12 protein-coding genes are annotated in these 15,558 nt (G+C 62.4%); 4 read left to right on the top strand and 8 right to left on the bottom strand.

Going from position 1 to position 15,558, the window contains the following annotated elements:
• Positions 1-7: 7 nt before the first annotated feature.
• Positions 8-919, top strand: a complete 912-nt coding sequence (gene lpxC / locus PSH73_RS21375) for a UDP-3-O-acyl-N-acetylglucosamine deacetylase (RefSeq protein ID WP_029297841.1) — start codon at positions 8-10, stop codon at positions 917-919.
• 146 nt (positions 920-1,065) lie between these two features.
• Here lpxC and PSH73_RS21370 read toward each other — a convergent pair whose 3' ends face one another.
• The 6 genes from PSH73_RS21370 to PSH73_RS21345 all read right to left on the bottom strand — a co-directional run bounded on the left by PSH73_RS21370 (position 1,066) and on the right by PSH73_RS21345 (position 10,579).
• A complete protein-coding gene (locus tag PSH73_RS21370) occupies positions 1,066-2,559 on the bottom strand; it encodes a sensor domain-containing diguanylate cyclase (RefSeq protein WP_120734126.1) in 1,494 nt (497 codons plus the stop codon).
• 84 nt (positions 2,560-2,643) lie between these two features.
• Entirely contained in the window at positions 2,644-3,966 is a 1,323-nt protein-coding gene (locus PSH73_RS21365; RefSeq protein ID WP_120734125.1) for an OprD family porin, read from the bottom strand.
• A 313-nt stretch (positions 3,967-4,279) separates the two neighbouring features.
• Positions 4,280-5,644, bottom strand: coding sequence for a heavy metal sensor histidine kinase (locus tag PSH73_RS21360; RefSeq protein WP_057958509.1), 1,365 nt, complete (start codon positions 5,642-5,644; stop codon positions 4,280-4,282).
• On the bottom strand, positions 5,634-6,311 hold the full coding sequence (locus tag PSH73_RS21355; protein ID WP_057958510.1) for a heavy metal response regulator transcription factor: 678 nt from the start codon (positions 6,309-6,311) through the stop codon (positions 5,634-5,636). The genes PSH73_RS21360 and PSH73_RS21355 overlap by 11 nt, the downstream gene beginning before the upstream one ends.
• Before the next feature lie 9 nt (positions 6,312-6,320).
• Positions 6,321-9,416, bottom strand: coding sequence for a multidrug efflux RND transporter permease subunit (locus PSH73_RS21350; protein ID WP_169989507.1), 3,096 nt, complete (start codon positions 9,414-9,416; stop codon positions 6,321-6,323).
• On the bottom strand, positions 9,413-10,579 hold the full coding sequence (locus tag PSH73_RS21345; RefSeq protein WP_169989506.1) for an efflux RND transporter periplasmic adaptor subunit: 1,167 nt from the start codon (positions 10,577-10,579) through the stop codon (positions 9,413-9,415). The genes PSH73_RS21350 and PSH73_RS21345 overlap by 4 nt, the downstream gene beginning before the upstream one ends.
• Before the next feature lie 215 nt (positions 10,580-10,794).
• On the opposite strand from PSH73_RS21345, the gene PSH73_RS21340 reads away from it, so the two are divergent.
• The 3 genes from PSH73_RS21340 (at position 10,795) to PSH73_RS21330 (ending at position 14,047) form a co-directional block, all read left to right on the top strand.
• Positions 10,795-11,028, top strand: coding sequence for a hypothetical protein (locus PSH73_RS21340; protein WP_057438192.1), 234 nt, complete (start codon positions 10,795-10,797; stop codon positions 11,026-11,028).
• Between the two features lie 135 nt (positions 11,029-11,163).
• Positions 11,164-12,375: a transporter substrate-binding domain-containing protein gene (locus tag PSH73_RS21335; protein ID WP_057958513.1), complete on the top strand. Its 1,212-nt coding sequence runs from the start codon at positions 11,164-11,166 to the stop codon at positions 12,373-12,375.
• Between the two features lie 97 nt (positions 12,376-12,472).
• Positions 12,473-14,047 (top strand): PAS domain-containing methyl-accepting chemotaxis protein, encoded by a 1,575-nt coding sequence (locus PSH73_RS21330; RefSeq protein WP_057958514.1) that lies wholly within the window; start codon positions 12,473-12,475, stop codon positions 14,045-14,047.
• A gap of 174 nt (positions 14,048-14,221) precedes the next feature.
• On the opposite strand, the gene PSH73_RS21325 is transcribed toward PSH73_RS21330, so the two are convergent.
• Together PSH73_RS21325 and PSH73_RS21320 are read right to left on the bottom strand one after the other, a co-directional pair.
• Positions 14,222-14,965 (bottom strand): YkgJ family cysteine cluster protein, encoded by a 744-nt coding sequence (locus PSH73_RS21325; protein ID WP_057958515.1) that lies wholly within the window; start codon positions 14,963-14,965, stop codon positions 14,222-14,224.
• A 108-nt stretch (positions 14,966-15,073) separates the two neighbouring features.
• Complete coding sequence (locus tag PSH73_RS21320) at positions 15,074-15,556, bottom strand: N-acetyltransferase (protein WP_057438199.1); 483 nt, start codon at positions 15,554-15,556, stop codon at positions 15,074-15,076.
• Positions 15,557-15,558 lie beyond the last annotated feature (2 nt).

Below are 15,558 nucleotides of genomic sequence, written 5' to 3'. Positions count from 1 at the left end.
CCAAGCCATGATTAAACAACGCACCCTGAAGAATATTATCCGTGCCACAGGTGTAGGTCTGCACTCCGGGGAGAAGGTATACCTGACTCTCAAGCCCGCACCTGTCGACACCGGCATCGTGTTTGTTCGTGCCGACCTGGACCCTGTGGTGCAGATTCCTGCTCGCGCGGAAAACGTTGGCGAAACCACCATGTCGACCACATTGGTCAACGGTGACGTCAAAGTGGACACGGTGGAGCACTTGCTCTCGGCCATGGCTGGCCTGGGCATCGATAACGCCTACGTCGAGCTCTCCGCGTCTGAAGTCCCGATCATGGATGGTAGCGCTGGACCTTTCGTATTCCTGATTCAATCTGCCGGCCTGGAAGAACAGGACGCAGCCAAGAAGTTCATTCGCATTCTGCGGGAAGTGACAGTAGAAGACGGCGACAAGCGCGCCACCTTCGTCCCGTTCGAAGGCTTTAAAGTGAGCTTTGAGATCGATTTCGATCACCCGGTATTCCGTGACCGCACCCAAAGTGCAAGCGTGGATTTTTCCAGCACTTCGTTCGTAAAAGAAGTCAGCCGCGCCCGTACCTTTGGTTTCATGAGTGACATCGAGTACCTGCGCAAGCACAACCTCGCACTCGGCGGCAGCGTTGAAAACGCCATCGTGGTCGACGCGGATGGTGTACTGAACGAAGACGGCCTTCGCTATGAAGACGAATTCGTGAAGCACAAGATCCTCGATGCAATTGGTGACCTCTACCTGCTGGGCAATAGCCTGATAGGCGAGTTCAAAGGCTTCAAGTCGGGCCATGCACTTAACAACCAGCTCCTGCGCAAGTTGATTGAGCAGAAAGATGCTTGGGAAGTCGTGACCTTCGAAGATGCCAGCACCGCACCGATCTCTTACATGCGTCCCGTTGCGGCGGTGTAAGTAACAACTCTCTTTCTTTAGTTTTTAAAGGCTGCCTTCGGGTGGCCTTTTTTTATGGCGGTGGTTTGTGGCTCCGCCAATGTTCAATCAAGGCGCAAAACAGACCTGCGGTGACAAGCTCCCTCGCCACAATAGGTACGCAACCACTACCTCACCAGGGCCGCATCGACGACGCGGTTACGCCCGCTATTTTTCGCCTCATACAATGCCCGGTCAGCACTGAGCAGCAACTCCTCCAATGACGCGCTGCTGCGTTTGTCCCAGGTGCTCAGGCCGATACTCACCGTAATAGGCTCGCTATCACCGGCAACCGGCGGCAAGTGCTGGATCCCCTGGCGGATATGCTCGGCAATCGTCCTGGCACCGCTGGCATCGGTATGCGGCAGGATCACCGCAAACTCTTCGCCGCCGTAACGTGCCGCCAGATCGGCCGGGCGGCGGATTTGGCGGCCGATCACCTGCGCCACGCTGCGCAAGGCTTCATCCCCCCCCTGATGGCCATGGCGGTCGTTGAAGGCCTTGAAGTGGTCGACGTCGATCATCAGCACAGACAAGGGCTCGGTCGAGCGGCGGGCGCGCTCCCATTCCAGAGCCAAGCGCTGGTCGAGGGTCCGGCGGTTGGCCAGGCCGGTCAGGCCGTCCGTGGCTGCCAGTTCTGACAGCACCTTCTCGGCGCGATAGCGGCGCCGCAGCTCCAGGCGCAACATCCAGCTCAGCCACAGCAGGCCCACACACAACACCCCGGTGGCCCCTGCCGTCAGCCACGCGGCGCGCTGCCAGGCGGCGAACACATCGTCGCTGGCCAACGCCACCACCACGATCAATGGCAACCGCCCCACATTGGTAAAGGTATACAGCCGTGGCGTACCGCTGATCGCAGAGATGGCCCGGAAGCTGCCGCTGCCTTCTTTCAGCATGCGCTTGAAGTTGGGGAGTGAACTCAGGTCCTTGTCGATCATGTCCTGTTCGAGCACGGGGTGCTGGGCCAGCAGGATGCCCTGGTTGTTCAGCAGGTTGATGGTGTTACCGTTGCCGATGGTCAGGCTGCTGAACAGTTGGTCGAAATACGCCAGGCGCATGGTCGCCACGGCCACCCCGGCAAACTCGCCGTCGGGCCCGGTCACGCGGCGGCTGAAGGCGATACGCCAGACCTGCTCGCACTGACAATGGATCTTGAACGGGCGGCTGATAAACAGTCCGGCCTCGGGGTTCTGTTGATGGACCTGGAAGTAGTCGCGGTTGGCGAAGTTACGTCGGGTTGGGGTCAGCGTCGACGAGTCGGCAAGCACCGCGCCCTGGGCGTCCAGCAGCAGGACTTCACCTTTATAGGGGGCTGCGGTGGACTGGTCGAATTGCAGTTGATGCCGCACATCCGCCGGCAGTCCCGACAAGTCCTTGCCGGCCGCCTCAATCAGGCCGTGCAGTGCCAAGTCATAGAGCTCGACGTTGCGCAGCACATCGGCATTGATCAGTTGGGTGATATTGCTGGTAGACCGTTGGGCGGTCTGCAGCGTGCTGGCATGTTCGCGGATCAGCAGCACGGCGACGATGATCAGGATCAGGGTGACGGTGAGGCCACTGCCCAGAATCAGCAAAAGCTCCGGGCGTGCAGGCAGGTTAAGGGCGCGGCGTTGACTCATCGGACGGACTTCGGCGGTGACGATGAGGGCAGTTTAGTTCCGCGCGCCTGAAATTAGCTCATCGGCAAAAAAGATAATTGGCCGTCAGAACACATTGATCGGGTAGTCGACGATCACCCGGTACTCATCCACATCGCGGTCCACCGCCGAGTAGCCATTGCTGCCCCGGTTGGTCGCCCATTGCAGGCGCACCGCCAGGTCCTTGGCCTTGCCGCCCTGCACCACGTACTTGAGGTCGATATCCCGCTCCCAGTGCTTGGCGTTCTTGCCGTCGGCGCTGTACCAGGCCGAGTAGCCGCGGCTGTTGGGGTCGACTTTGGTCAGGTCGGTCTTGCCGCTGATGTACGACACCGCTGACGTCAGGCCAGGGACGCCGAGCCCGGCGAAGTCATAGGCGTACTTGAGCTTCCACGAGCGCTCGTTGGGGCCGTTGAAGTCCGAGTATTGCTGGGAGTTGTCCAGGTACACGCTGTCGCCCTGGGCGATGTAGTCGAACGGCGTGTTGCCGTTGACCCGCTGGTAGGCGGCCATGACGCTGTGATTGCCCACGCCCACGGTGAAATGCAGGCTGTAGGTGTTGTTGTCGATATCCCCCAGCAAGGCATTGCCGGTGTCCTGGGTATGGTAGAAGTGCAGGCCCGGGTTGAGGCTGACCAGGTCATTGACCGCGTAGGTGTAGTCCAGGTCGTAGTAGTACTGGTTCCACACGTCCTTGAGTTCGGAGGCGTACAGGTTGCTGGTCAGCCCTGGCAGACCGCTCCAGGCCACGCCTGCCCAGTTCATATGCTGGCTGTCCTGGCCCGTGGGCAGCGCGCCATAGCTGGTGCCGATGCGCCCGTGGCCGCTCTGGTTGTAGAGCTTGGCAAAGCTGGCCTGGCCGCCTTCGAACATCCAGCCGTCGAGGCTGTGGTTGGTCAGGCTGACGCCACGGAAGGTCTCGGGCAGCATGCGGGTCATGCCGCCGGCAATTACCGGGTTGTTGAGGAACAGATCGCCGGCTTTGAATTCGGTATCCAGAGCGCGGATTTTCAAGGTGCCGCCACCGGTGGAAAACGAGCCCGGCGCTTTGCCGTTGCCGCTGCCGTACGGCAGGATGCTGGAGCCGTCCGTACCGCCGCCGCCGTCCAGTTTCAGGCCGAGCATGCCATGCACATCCAGGCCGAAACCCACGGTGCCCTGGGTGTAACCGGACTCGAAGACCCCGAGGAAGCCTTGGCCCCACTCTTTGCTGTCGTCGGTGTGAATGTCGCGGCGGTCACGATTCATGTAGTAGTTGCGGGTGTTGATATTGAGGCTGGAGCCTTCGACGAATCCGTCGGTGGGAGGGGTGTCTGCGGCATGGGCGATAGGGGAGATAGTTGCTGCAATCGCGAGGAATAACGGGGTGAATGTCAGCGCGGTTTTCACCGGGGGAGCTCCTTTGGGTCAGTCTGAACGGCCAATGTTGTGGGGTGTTCCTGGCCTTTTTTACGGCAAAAAAAAGCCGCTGAAGTCAGCGGCTTTAAGACAGATTCCCAGTGTAGAGCCCTGGAAATAAGTCGAGGGAAATGGCAGGGCGGGTCGGCTGTCTTTGCCGTCTCGCTCGTCGATGCGACATATTGGCGCAGGCGAGCGGTACGGTACAGAGTGTAACAAGATAATGACTGTTGCCCAAATCGCAACAGTCGAGACGATGAAGACCCTCTATGGGAATGGGCTTATGTCGGAGTGATTTTGAAATTCAGATCGGCAGGGTGATACCAAAGGTGTTGCCACCGTGTTCACTGCGCACAAACACCTCCCCGCCATGCATCAAGGCAATCGCCTTGACGATGGCCAACCCCAACCCATGATTGGCCCCGCTGTTGCTGCGCGAGGCGTCGACGCGGTAGAAACGCTCGAACAACCGTGGCAAATGCTCGCTGGCGATCCGTTCTCCAGGGTTGGTCACGCCAATCAGCACCTGCTGCTCGTGCGTTTCAATCCGCACCTCGATCACTTGCCCCGGCGAGGTGTGCTGCACGGCGTTGTTCAGCAGGTTGATCAGGGCCCGGCGCAAATGGGCCTTTTCGATCCTCACCTGGGCATCGCCGACCACCGTGACCTGCACCTGGGCGTCTTCAAGGATAAAGTCCAGATAGTCGAGGGTGGTCGCCACCTCATCGGCCAGGGAGCTTTCAACCAGCTTGGTGGCTTTGCTGCCCTGGTCGGCGCTGGCCAGGAACAGCATGTCATTGATGATCGAACGCAGGCGCTCCAACTCCTCCAGGTTCGATTGCAGCACTTCAAAGTAATGCTCGGCCGAGCGGCCACGTGTCAGCGCCACCTGGGTCTGGCCGATCAGGTTGGTCAGTGGCGAGCGCAGTTCGTGGGCCACGTCGGCGTTGAACGACTCCAGGCGCGAGTAGGCGGTTTCCACCCGCTCCAGGGTGGAGTTGAAGGCATTGGCGAATTGCTTGAGTTCCGGGGGCAGCGGCGACAATTGCAAGCGCCCGGACAGTTTCGGCGGGGCCAGTTTTTGCGCTTCGTCCGAGAGCCTGATCAGCGGCTTGAGGCCGATGCGCGCGACCCAGAAGCCCAGCAGCGAAGCCAGCACCACGCCGATAAACGCCAGGCTGATCAACGCCATCAGCAAATGGTGCTGGGTGGCGCGGAAGTTGGCGGTGTCGATGGCGATCATAAAGCGCAGCGGCGGGCGCAGGTCCTTGGCCGGGAACTGGCTGACCAGCACCTTGAACGGATACGCATGCCCCGGCAGGTATAAATCACGCTTGCCCGTGGGGCCGGCGGCGAACTCGCGAAGGTGCGCGTCCGGGTTGCCGTACTCATAGGCCGGGTCGCTGCTCACTACCCAGAAGCGTATGCGTGCATCCTCTTCGCCCAGCAGCTTGAGTTTGTTGGTCATTTTCACCCAGTGATCCGGCGTGCCGAAACGTGTGATCGACGACTCCAGCACACTGTAGCGCGCATCCAGTTCGGCCTCCGGCAACAGGCCCAGGCCACGGTCCACCTGCTGGTAGAGCGCGCCGCCGATCAGCAGGAAAATCACCAGCGCGACCAGGGTGAACATGCCGCTCAGGCGCAGGGCAATCGAGTTACTCGACACTGCGGTTCTCCAGTACATAGCCCATGCCACGGATGGTGTGCAGCAGCTTGTGCTCGAAGGGCCCGTCGAGCTTGGCCCGCAGGCGCTTGATCGCCACTTCGACCACATTGGCGTCGCTGTCGAAATTGATGTCCCAGACCATTTCCGCAATCGCCGTCTTGGACAGGATCTCGCCCTGGCGCCGCGCCAGGACGCTGAGCAGCGAGAACTCCTTGGCCGTCAGGTCCAGGCGCAGGCCGGCGCGGCTGGCCTTGCGGCTGATCAGGTCGATCCACAGGTCGGCAACGGTCACCTGCACCGGTTCATGCCCGCCGCTACGGCGGGTCAGGGCTTGCAGGCGGGCGACCAGTTCGAGAAAGGAAAACGGCTTGCCCAGGTAATCGTCGGCGCCTTCGCGCAGGCCGCGAATGCGGTCTTCCACGCGCTCGCGGGCAGTCAGCATGATCACCGGGGTTTGTTTACGCGCCCGCAGTGCGCGCAGCACGCCAAACCCGTCGAGGCCGGGCAGCATCACATCGAGCACGATTACTGCATAGTCGCTTTCCAGGGCCAGGTGCAGGCCCTCGATGCCGTCGCGGGCGACGTCCACCGTGTAGCCTTGTTCCGTCAGCCCGCGATGCAGGTAGTCGGCGGTTTTCTCTTCGTCTTCAATAATCAGGACACGCATGACCCCGCCTCAATGTGTGGTCGCCAGCCCGGGGGCCGGAGTGGGTCTGTGGAACAGCTTCTCAAGGTACAAGTATATGACCGGCGTGGTGAACAGCGTCAGCGCCTGGCTCACCAGCAACCCGCCGACCACCGCGATGCCCAGGGGCTGGCGCAGCTCCGCGCCGGGGCCTGCGCCGAGCATCAGCGGTACTGCGCCCAGCAGCGCGGCGAGGGTGGTCATGATGATCGGTCGAAAACGCGTGACACAGGCTTCATAAATCGCATCCGCCGGTGCCAGCCCACGAACCCGTTGCGCTTCGAGGGCAAAGTCGATCATCAGGATGCCGTTTTTCTTGACGATGCCGATCAACAGCACCAGGCCGATCAAGGCCATGATGGAAAAGTCCTGGCCCAGCAGCCACAGCATGATCAACGCACCCAGGCCGGCCGAGGGCAGGGTCGAGATGATGGTCAGCGGATGCACGAAGCTCTCATACAGCACGCCGAGGATGATATAGACCGCCACCAGCGCCGCGAGGATCAGCCACGGCTGGCTGGCCAATGAACTCTGGAACGCCTGGGCCGCACCCTGGAAATTGCCAATGAGGGTGCTCGGCATGCCGATCTCGTTCTTGGCCTGGTCGAGCATGATCACGGCGTCGCCCAGGGCCACGCCCGGTGCCAGGTTGAACGACAGGTTGGCCGCCGGGAACATGCCGTCGTGGCTGATGGACAACGGCCCGACCGTCGGCGGGTCGACCTTGGCCAGCGCCGACAATGGCACCATTTCACCGCTGAGGGGCGAGCGCAGGTAGAAGTAGTTCAGGCTCTCGGCCTTGCCCCGTTGCTGGCTGTCCAGTTCCAGCACCACCTGGTACTGGTTGGTCTCGGTCTGGAATTCATTGACCTGGCGCTGGCCGAACGCATCGTACAGCGCCTGGTCGACATCGGTGGCGGTCAGGCCGAAACGCGCGGCGGCCTGGCGGTCGATGCTGATGTGGGTGATGCTGCCGCCCAGTTGCAGGTCGTTGGACAGATCGCGGAAGGCCGGGTTGGTGCGCAGTTTTTCGGTCAGGCGCTGGGTCCAGGTATTCAGGGTCGCGCCGTCGTTGCTCTTGAGCACGTACTGGTACTGGCTGCGGCTGGGCCCGGAGCTGAGGTTGATGTCCTGGCCGGCGCGCAGGTACAGCACGATCCCCGGTACCCGGGCCAGTTTGGCGCGGATCCGGTCGATAAACTGGCTGGCCGACACATCGCGATCACCGCGATCTTTCAGGGCAATCCAGAAGCGGCCGTTGGCGATGGTCTGGTTACTGCCGGTCACACCCACCGAGTGGGAGAAGTTTTCCACCGCCGGGTCGGCCTTGATGATTTCGGCCAGGGCCTGGTGCTTGGCCACCATGTCCGGGTAGGACACATCTGCCGCCGCCTCGCTGGTGCCAAGAATAAAACCGGTGTCTTGTACCGGGAAAAAGCCCTTGGGGATAAACACGTAGCCGGCCACGGCCAGGCCCAGGGTCACAGTGAAGATGCCGAGCATCGTGCGCGGATGGGCCAGGGCCCGGCGCAGGTTCCTCGCGTAACCGGCCAGCAGGCGTTCGCCAAAGCCCGGTTTGTCGTGGGGAGGGTGGGCGGGCGCGCGCATAAACTGCCCGGCCAGCATCGGCGCCAGGGTCAGGGACACCACCACCGAAATCAGGATGGTCGAGGTCGCGGTCAGGGCAAATTCCTTGAACAGGCGCCCGACCACGCCGCCCATGAACAGCAACGGGATAAACGCGGCCACCAGCGAAAAGCTGATCGACACCACGGTAAAACCGATCTCGCCGGCGCCCTTGATCGCCGCTTCGCGCTTGTCCAGGCCCGCCTCAAGGTGACGGTGGATGTTCTCCACCACCACAATCGCATCGTCCACCACAAAACCCACGGCAATCACGATGGCCACCAGGGTCAGGTTGTTCAAACTGAAGCCCATCACATACATCAGGGCAAAAGTGGCCACCAGCGACACCCCCAGCACACTGGAGACAATCAGGGTTGCCGACCACTGGCGCAGGAACAGCGCCATCACCGCCACCACCAGCAACACCGCGATCAACAGGGTGATTTCCACTTCATGCAGCGAGGCACGAATGGTCTTGGTGCGATCCGACAGCGAGCTGACTTCCACCGACGCCGGCAGCATCGCCTGCAAGCGCGGCAGCTCGGCCTGAATGCGGTCCACGGTGTCGACGATATTGGCCCCCGGCTGGCGGAAAATCACCAGGTTGACCCCCGGCGTATCACCGGACCAGGCCTGCACGTAGGCGTTTTCCGAACCGTTGATCACCCGTGCCACGTCGCGCAACTGCACCGGCGCGCCGTCCTTGTAGGAAACAATCAGCTCGCCGTATTCCTCAGGATGAAACAGCTGATCGTTGGTCGACAGCGTCGATACGCTGTCGCGCCCATACAGCGCGCCCTTGGCCAGGTTCAGGCTCGACTGCTGCAGCACCAGGCGGATATCGGCCAGGGTCAGGCCGATGGCGGCGAGTTTGTCCGGCGAGGCCTGTACCCGGATTGCCGGGCGTTGCTGGCCGGTGATGCTGATCTGGCCGACGCCGTCGATCTGGCTGATCTGCCGGGCCAGCAGGGTTTCCACGTAGTCGCTCAGTTCGGTGCCGGGCATACTGTTGGAGCTGATACTGAGGATCAGCACCGGGCTGTCCGCCGGGTTGACCTTGCGCCAGGTCGGCAGGTTGGGCATATCGCTGGGCAATTTGCCGGCCGCCGTGTTGATCGCCGCCTGCACTTCCTGGGCGGCGGTGTCGATGCTCTTGTCGAGGGTGAATTGCAGGGTCAACAGGCTGGAGCCCAGGGCACTGCTGGAGGTCATCTGGGTCATGCCGGGGATGGCACTGAATTGCACTTCCAGGGGCGTGGCCACCGACGAGGCCATGGTGTCGGGGCTGGCGCCGGGCAGTTGGGCGGTGACCTGGATCGTCGGGAACTCCGCCTCCGGCAATGGCGCGACGGGCAGGCGCGGGAAGGCGATCAAGCCCAGCAGCACCAGGGCAAAGGTCAGCAGCAGGGTGGCGACCGGATGGTCGACGCACCAGGCCGATACTGAGCCACGACCCTTCATGGCCGGGCCTGCGCTTGGGCGGTCTGGACCACTTGCGGCGGCTCCTTGAGCACCTCCACCTGGGCACCGGCCTTGAGGCGCGACTGGCCGTCGCTGACCAGCACATCACCGGCCTGCACACCGGTGACAATCGTCAGGTCGCTGTTCTGGTAGGTCACGTGCACCGGCACCACGTCCACCTTGTCGCCATTGACGCGGTACACGAAGTGCGAGTCCAGGCCGCGCTGGACCACGGTCGGCGGCACCACCAGGGCCGCCTTGTCGAGGGCGGTCTGGATCTTCACCGTGACCAGTTGCCCCGGCCACAGTTTTTGCGTGGCATTGCTGAATTCGGCCTTGGCGCGGATGGTGCCGGTGGTGGCGCTGATCTGGTTATCAATCAGGCTCAGGCGGCCTTTGCCGAGCAGGATGGCGGCCGGGCTGTCGGTGTCGGCGCCGAGGAACGCATCGACACTGGCCGGGTGTTGCGCGGCGATCAGGCCCTGCAGGGTCGGCAGCATCTGTTGCGGCAGGGAAAATTCCACGGCGATCGGGTCGATCTGCGTCACCGAGAACAGGCCCTGGGCATCGCTGGTACGTAGGAAGTTGCCTTCATCCACATTGCGAATCCCCACCCGCCCGCTGACGGGGGAGCGAATCTGTGTGTAGGAAAGCTGAACCTGGGCCGCATCAATTGCCGCCTGGTTACCCAGGGCCGTGGCCTTGAGCTGGTTGACCAGGGCTTGCTGCTGGTCGTAAGTCTGCTTCGACACGCCGTCGTCGATGCTCAGCTCTTTGTAGCGCTTGAGATTGACTTGTGCCACCTGCAACTGCGCCTGGCTTTCGCCCAACTGGGCCTTGGCCTGGTCAAGGCTGGCGCGGATCGCCCGGTCATCAATGCTCGCCAGCAGGTCGCCGGCCTTGACCCGTTGCCCCTCCTTGACCAGCAACTGGGTGAGAATGCCGTCGACCTGCGGGCGGATCACCACGCTATGCAGCGACAGTACCGAGCCGATACCGCTGACAAACCGTGGGATATCCTGCTGCGCGACACTGACCACCCGGACCGGGATTGCGCTGGAAGCCGACAGCTTGGTCTTGGCCGGCCGGGTCGCCACCCAGGCCACGACCGCCAGGGCCACGACGGCGAGCACAATCACGGTGGTTTTGCGTTGAATGGGCATGGTCTCGCGGCGTCCGGACAGGGAAAGGGAGGAGTGGAGGCTCTTTATAGCCTGTAAAGCCGGTCAGCAAAGTGACCGGTAACTGACAGGGCTGTCAGCAAAGGTCGACCATTCGTACGGGCAGTGGTTAAAGAACCAGGGCGCGCAGGTATACTGCGCGCCAGTGTGGCCCGCAAGTCGGGCCCGCGTCATTTTTTGCACGCTCCGGAGCTTCCATGAATTCCCCGACACAACCGCCTGTTGAAAGCGCCGAACTCGCTGATCCAGACAGCCTCGACAGTGAAGCCAAGCCGGTGATCCCGGCGTTCAAATTCCCCTTCAAGCCGGGTGAGCTGGCCGGGGCGAAAGACAGCAATCAGCCGTGGTACAAAAACGGCGCGAAGAACGGTCACACCAAGACCCCCGGCATGGCGCCGCCCGGCACCCGTCGTTCGATGGGCAAGCGCTGACTGCCTACAGCCATTGCTGACTTTTCGCCTTGTCGGCCCATGACCTTTTCTTGAAAGCTTGCTCGATACCCCTTCGCCGCGCCTGGTTGGCAGCACGGGGTGAAGGAGTGGGATTTTCAAGAAAGGGATGTCTTCATGGCTTGGGCAAAGATCTTTGTTTTATCCATTGGGGCGCTACTGTCGGGCGCCTTTCTGATAGGGCCGGTGGCCGCCGCGGCGCCGCGCAGCGAGATCCGCTTCGCGATTTCCCCTCTGTTTCCTCCCTATGAAAGCCGCAACGCCCAAGGGCAGTTGGTCGGCTTGAACATCGAACTGGGCAATGCCTTGTGCGCGCAACTCGATGTTCGCTGCACCTGGGTCGATCAAGTCTTCACCCATAGCATCGCAGCCCTTGAAAGCCGGCGTTTCGACGCAATCATGGGCATGGCTTCTACCCCGCAACGCCGGCAGTTGATCGACTTCACCGACGATTTGTACCCCCTGACCACGCACTTGGTGGCGCGCCGTTATTCCGGGCTGATGCCCACGGTACGCGCCCTCAAGGGCAAGCGCGTGGGGGTGTTGACCGGCAGCAATCGCGAAGCGTTCGCCCTGGCGCAATGGGCGCCGGCCGGGGTGATCATCAAGAGCTTCTGGCTCAATGACCAGTTGATCCGCAGCCTGGTGGCCGGTGATATTGACGCGACTCTGCAAGGTACAGCCGAAATTCGCCAGGAGCTGCTCGACACCGAGCAGGGGCAACCTTTCGATTTCGTCGGCCCGCCGGTCACCGGCCAACAGATGGGCACTGCCGTGGCCATCGGCGTGCGCAAGTCCGATCGTGAATTGCGCAGTGACCTTAACCGGGCGCTGGAGCAGCTCAAGCAGAGCGGCGAGCACCAGCGCATTCTGCGAGGGTATCTGCGGGAGGAACTCGACATTGCAGCGGCGCAACCGGGCGATGGGCCGCGCTTTTACCCCAGCGAGCTGACGCTGCCTTTTTCCGAGGCGGTGCGGGTCGGCGACACGTTGTACATCTCCAGTATCTCGGGGTTGGATATTCGCGGCAATCCGGTGAAAGGCGGGACGGGCGCACAGATGAAGCAGGTGATGAAGAACCTGCACGACCTGTTGGAGCGTCATCATTCGTCGTTGGATCGGGTGGTCAAATGCACCTTGATGCTGGCCGACCTGGATGATCTGGCTCTGGTCAATGAGGTGTACCTGGGCTACTTCGCCCGTAGCCGCTTGCCCGCCCGCAGCGTACTGGCCGTGCGCAGGTTGCCGCGCAGCGCACGGGTGGCGCTGGACTGTGTCGCCCTGATTGAGGAGTACCACGAGCCGCAGGCGCTGGCGCCGGGCAACTAAATGCGTGGAACATGAGCTGGATCAGTATTTGCTCAACCGGTGCGCTTAGAGTCGGTGCCCCTGCCGACTCCCCCAATAACTCCCGAGCGCGCTTTCCATGAAGATCAATCTCCCGGTCACGGGGCGAAATGTGGACATTGCCCAAGATGCCAACATTCTCTCGACCACCGACCTCGGCAGTTCGATTACCTACGCCAACCAGGATTTTATCGACGTCAGCGGCTACAGCCGCGAGGAGCTGCTGGGCGCGCCACATAATCTGCTGCGCCATCCGGACATGCCGTCGGCGGCCTTTGCCCATATGTGGCAGACCCTCAAAAGCGGTCGCTCGTGGATGGGCATGGTGAAGAATCGCTGCAAGAACGGCGATCACTACTGGGTCAGTGCCTATGCCTCGCCGGTCACCCGCGACGGCGTGGCGGTGGAGTACCAGTCCGTGCGGACCCGGCCCGATGCGCGGCGGGTGATGGCGGCGGAGCGCGTGTATGCCCGTCTGCGCACGGGCACTCGGCGCATGCGGCCGGTGCTGGAGATGCCCTTGAAGTTGTCGCTGGTCACCGGCGCGACATGCGCCTTGACCTGGGGGGCAGGGGTCGGCTTGGCAAGCTATCCGTGGGCGGTGCAAGTGCTGGGCCTGGCGGCGGTGGGCGCGGTGGGGATATTAGGCGTCAACCTGTTGTTGCGCCCCCTGCGGCAACTGAGCGAGCGGGCGCGGCAGATCGCCGATAATCCCGTCAGCCAGGCGATCTATACCGGGCGTGCGGATGAGCTGGGGCAAATCGAATTTGCCATGCAGATGCTTGAAGCCCAGGTGGGCGCGGTGGTCGGCCGGATTGGCGATGCATCGCAGCGTTTGTCCGGGCACGCCGCCGCCCTGGTCGAGCAACTGGACAGCAGCCACAGCAGCACCCTGGGCCAGCAGAGCCAGACCGACCAGGTGGCCACCGCCATCCACGAGATGGCGGCCAGCGTGGCGCAAGTCGCCAACCATGCCCAGCAAGCTTCGAAAGCCGCCGACCAGGCCGGCAGCGCGACCCGTGAAGGTCATCAGCGAGTGGACGAAAGCCGCGATGCGGTGCTGCGTCTGTCCCAGGAACTGGCCAGGGCCACCACGGTGATCCATCAATTGGAAAGCCATAGCGGTGATATTTCCGGTGTGCTGGAGGTGATCCGGGCGATTGCCGAGCAGACCAACCTGCTGGCCCTCAACGCGGCCATCGAGGCAGCGCGAGCGGGCGAACAGGGCCGTGGTTTTGCGGTGGTGGCCGACGAAGTGCGCGGCCTGGCACAACGTACCCAGCAATCGACCAATGAAATCCAGCGCATGATCAGCACCCTGCAGGGCGGCGCCCGGGATGCGGTGATGGCCATGGAACAGAGCAGCCAGCATGTCGAAGCCAGCGTCGATCACGCCCAGCGCGCCGCATCGGCCCTGGATGGCATCAGCCAGCGGGTCAACCAGATCACCGCCATGAGTGTGCAGATTGCCACTGCAGTGGAAGAACAGAGCGCGGTCAGCGAAGACATCAATCGCAATATTGTCGGCATCCGCAATGCCGGCGAAGCCACCGTCACTGCCGGTCAGCAGAGCCAGCTCAGCTCGGGCGACGTGGCGGCCCTGGCGGAAGATCTGCGGCGGCTGGCAGAAGAGTTCTGGGGCAAACGCCACTAGGTTGTGGATGCCCTTCAGTTCAGAGAGGGGGCAGGGCAATCAGTCACCTGTGGCGAGGGAGCTTGCTCCCGTTGGGGCGCGAAGCGGCCCTAAAATGGGACTGCTACGCAGTCCAACGGGAGCAAGCTCCCTCGCCACAGCTACAGCTACAGCCCCAACCCCATTTGACGCGCCTCAGGCAGCGCGCAGCGAGATAAACGCATAGTTGGCCGGCACCTCGGTGGCGATCTGTGCCCCGGCATCCAGCAACTGTTCGGCGATGTCCATGCCGGACACATGAAACACCCACTCATTGGCCATGGCCGGTTGTTCCACCGCCAATTCAATGGCCTGGGCAAACGCGCCCATATCCGGCAGGTACGCGGTAAAACCATCGCCCTTGAGCGCCGTGGTGCGAATCCCCAGCAGGGCGCACACCGCTTCCTTGGTCTGCACGTCGTCACGGTCGGCCTGGCGTGAGCGGCGGATCAGCTCCGCCAGTTCAGGGTCCACCAGTTCACCCCCGACGATCAGCGCCGGGCCCTGTTCCCAGGAGTGCGGCGGACAATCCTTGGCGGCCGGGTTCAGTGGGATATGCGGGTTGATCTCCATCGGGTAGATACGACAGACCAGCGGCCGCCGCTCATAGATGCCGCAGCGGTTGTCTTCGTCAAGATTCCGGCAGGGCCCCGCGTTGTAGGCGGCAAAAGTAATGGCCACAAACGCCTCGGTCGTGCCGCTGGGCACCACCACCGAACGCCGTTCGGCATGCTCGCGTTGTTGCAGCGGCAGGCCCAGGCCATTGCCCAGGAAGCCTTCCACCAGGACGATGACATTGCCGCCGTCCGCCGCCCACTGGCGGGCTTCGTCGAGTGTCAGGGGGACATGATGGTCGGTGCAGCATTTGCCGCAACCAACGCAGGAAAAATGGGTATTCATGGAGGATCTGCTACCAGGCCAGGTCAGAGGGCGCTCTTGGACGGTGACGGGTTTTTACCTCTATCCGCCGTTCAGAGACTCTGGAAGCAAGTTATGCGCCAGTGCCGGTCAGTCGTCGCTGACCACGTCGCGCAGCACAAACACCATGCCCGCACTTTCATACAGCTGGCGTGCGCGCAGATTGCTCTCCAGCACCTTGAGGTCCACATAGGGCTCGCCGCGTTGCTTGAACACCTGGAAGCTGTGCAGCAACAAGGCGCGACCCAGCCCCTGGCCCTGGGCACAGGGGTGAATGGCGAGATTCTTGATAAAGGCACTGGTCCAGCATTGGGCCACGCCAAGAATGCCTTCGGCGTTGCTGACCACCAGGCACAGCCTGGGGTCGAACTCTGCGTTGCTGATGAACTGCTGCTGCCAGGTGTCCAGGTTGGCGACATGGCCGCCGCCTTGTTCCTGGGTCATGCGTAACACCGCATGAATCGCCGGGGCCAGTTCGTCGCGGTAATGGTCCAGGCGGATGCCGGCCGGCCATTGCGGCGCGGGCAGGCTGGTGGTGAGGTCGCGGCGCAGCAGTTGGTAATACGCTGTCACGG

This window comes from Pseudomonas sp. FP2294, assembly GCF_030687625.1.
GTDB lineage: Bacteria > Pseudomonadota > Gammaproteobacteria > Pseudomonadales > Pseudomonadaceae > Aquipseudomonas > Aquipseudomonas shahriarae.
This window is presented reverse-complemented; position numbering and strand designations above follow the sequence as displayed.

Excerpts from the sequence above, each read along its gene's own strand:
- lpxC (WP_029297841.1), top strand. The coding sequence starts at position 8 with ATGATTAAACAACGCACCCTGAAGAATATTATCCGTGCCACAGGTGTA.
- PSH73_RS21345 (WP_169989506.1), bottom strand. The coding sequence starts at position 10,579 with ATGCCCATTCAACGCAAAACCACCGTGATTGTGCTCGCCGTCGTGGCC.
- PSH73_RS21335 (WP_057958513.1), top strand. The coding sequence starts at position 11,164 with ATGGCTTGGGCAAAGATCTTTGTTTTATCCATTGGGGCGCTACTGTCG.
- PSH73_RS21340 (WP_057438192.1), top strand. The coding sequence starts at position 10,795 with ATGAATTCCCCGACACAACCGCCTGTTGAAAGCGCCGAACTCGCTGAT.
- PSH73_RS21355 (WP_057958510.1), bottom strand. The coding sequence starts at position 6,311 with ATGCGTGTCCTGATTATTGAAGACGAAGAGAAAACCGCCGACTACCTG.
- PSH73_RS21330 (WP_057958514.1), top strand. The coding sequence starts at position 12,473 with ATGAAGATCAATCTCCCGGTCACGGGGCGAAATGTGGACATTGCCCAA.
- PSH73_RS21325 (WP_057958515.1), bottom strand. The coding sequence starts at position 14,965 with ATGAATACCCATTTTTCCTGCGTTGGTTGCGGCAAATGCTGCACCGAC.
- PSH73_RS21370 (WP_120734126.1), bottom strand. The coding sequence starts at position 2,559 with ATGAGTCAACGCCGCGCCCTTAACCTGCCTGCACGCCCGGAGCTTTTG.
- PSH73_RS21350 (WP_169989507.1), bottom strand. The coding sequence starts at position 9,416 with ATGAAGGGTCGTGGCTCAGTATCGGCCTGGTGCGTCGACCATCCGGTC.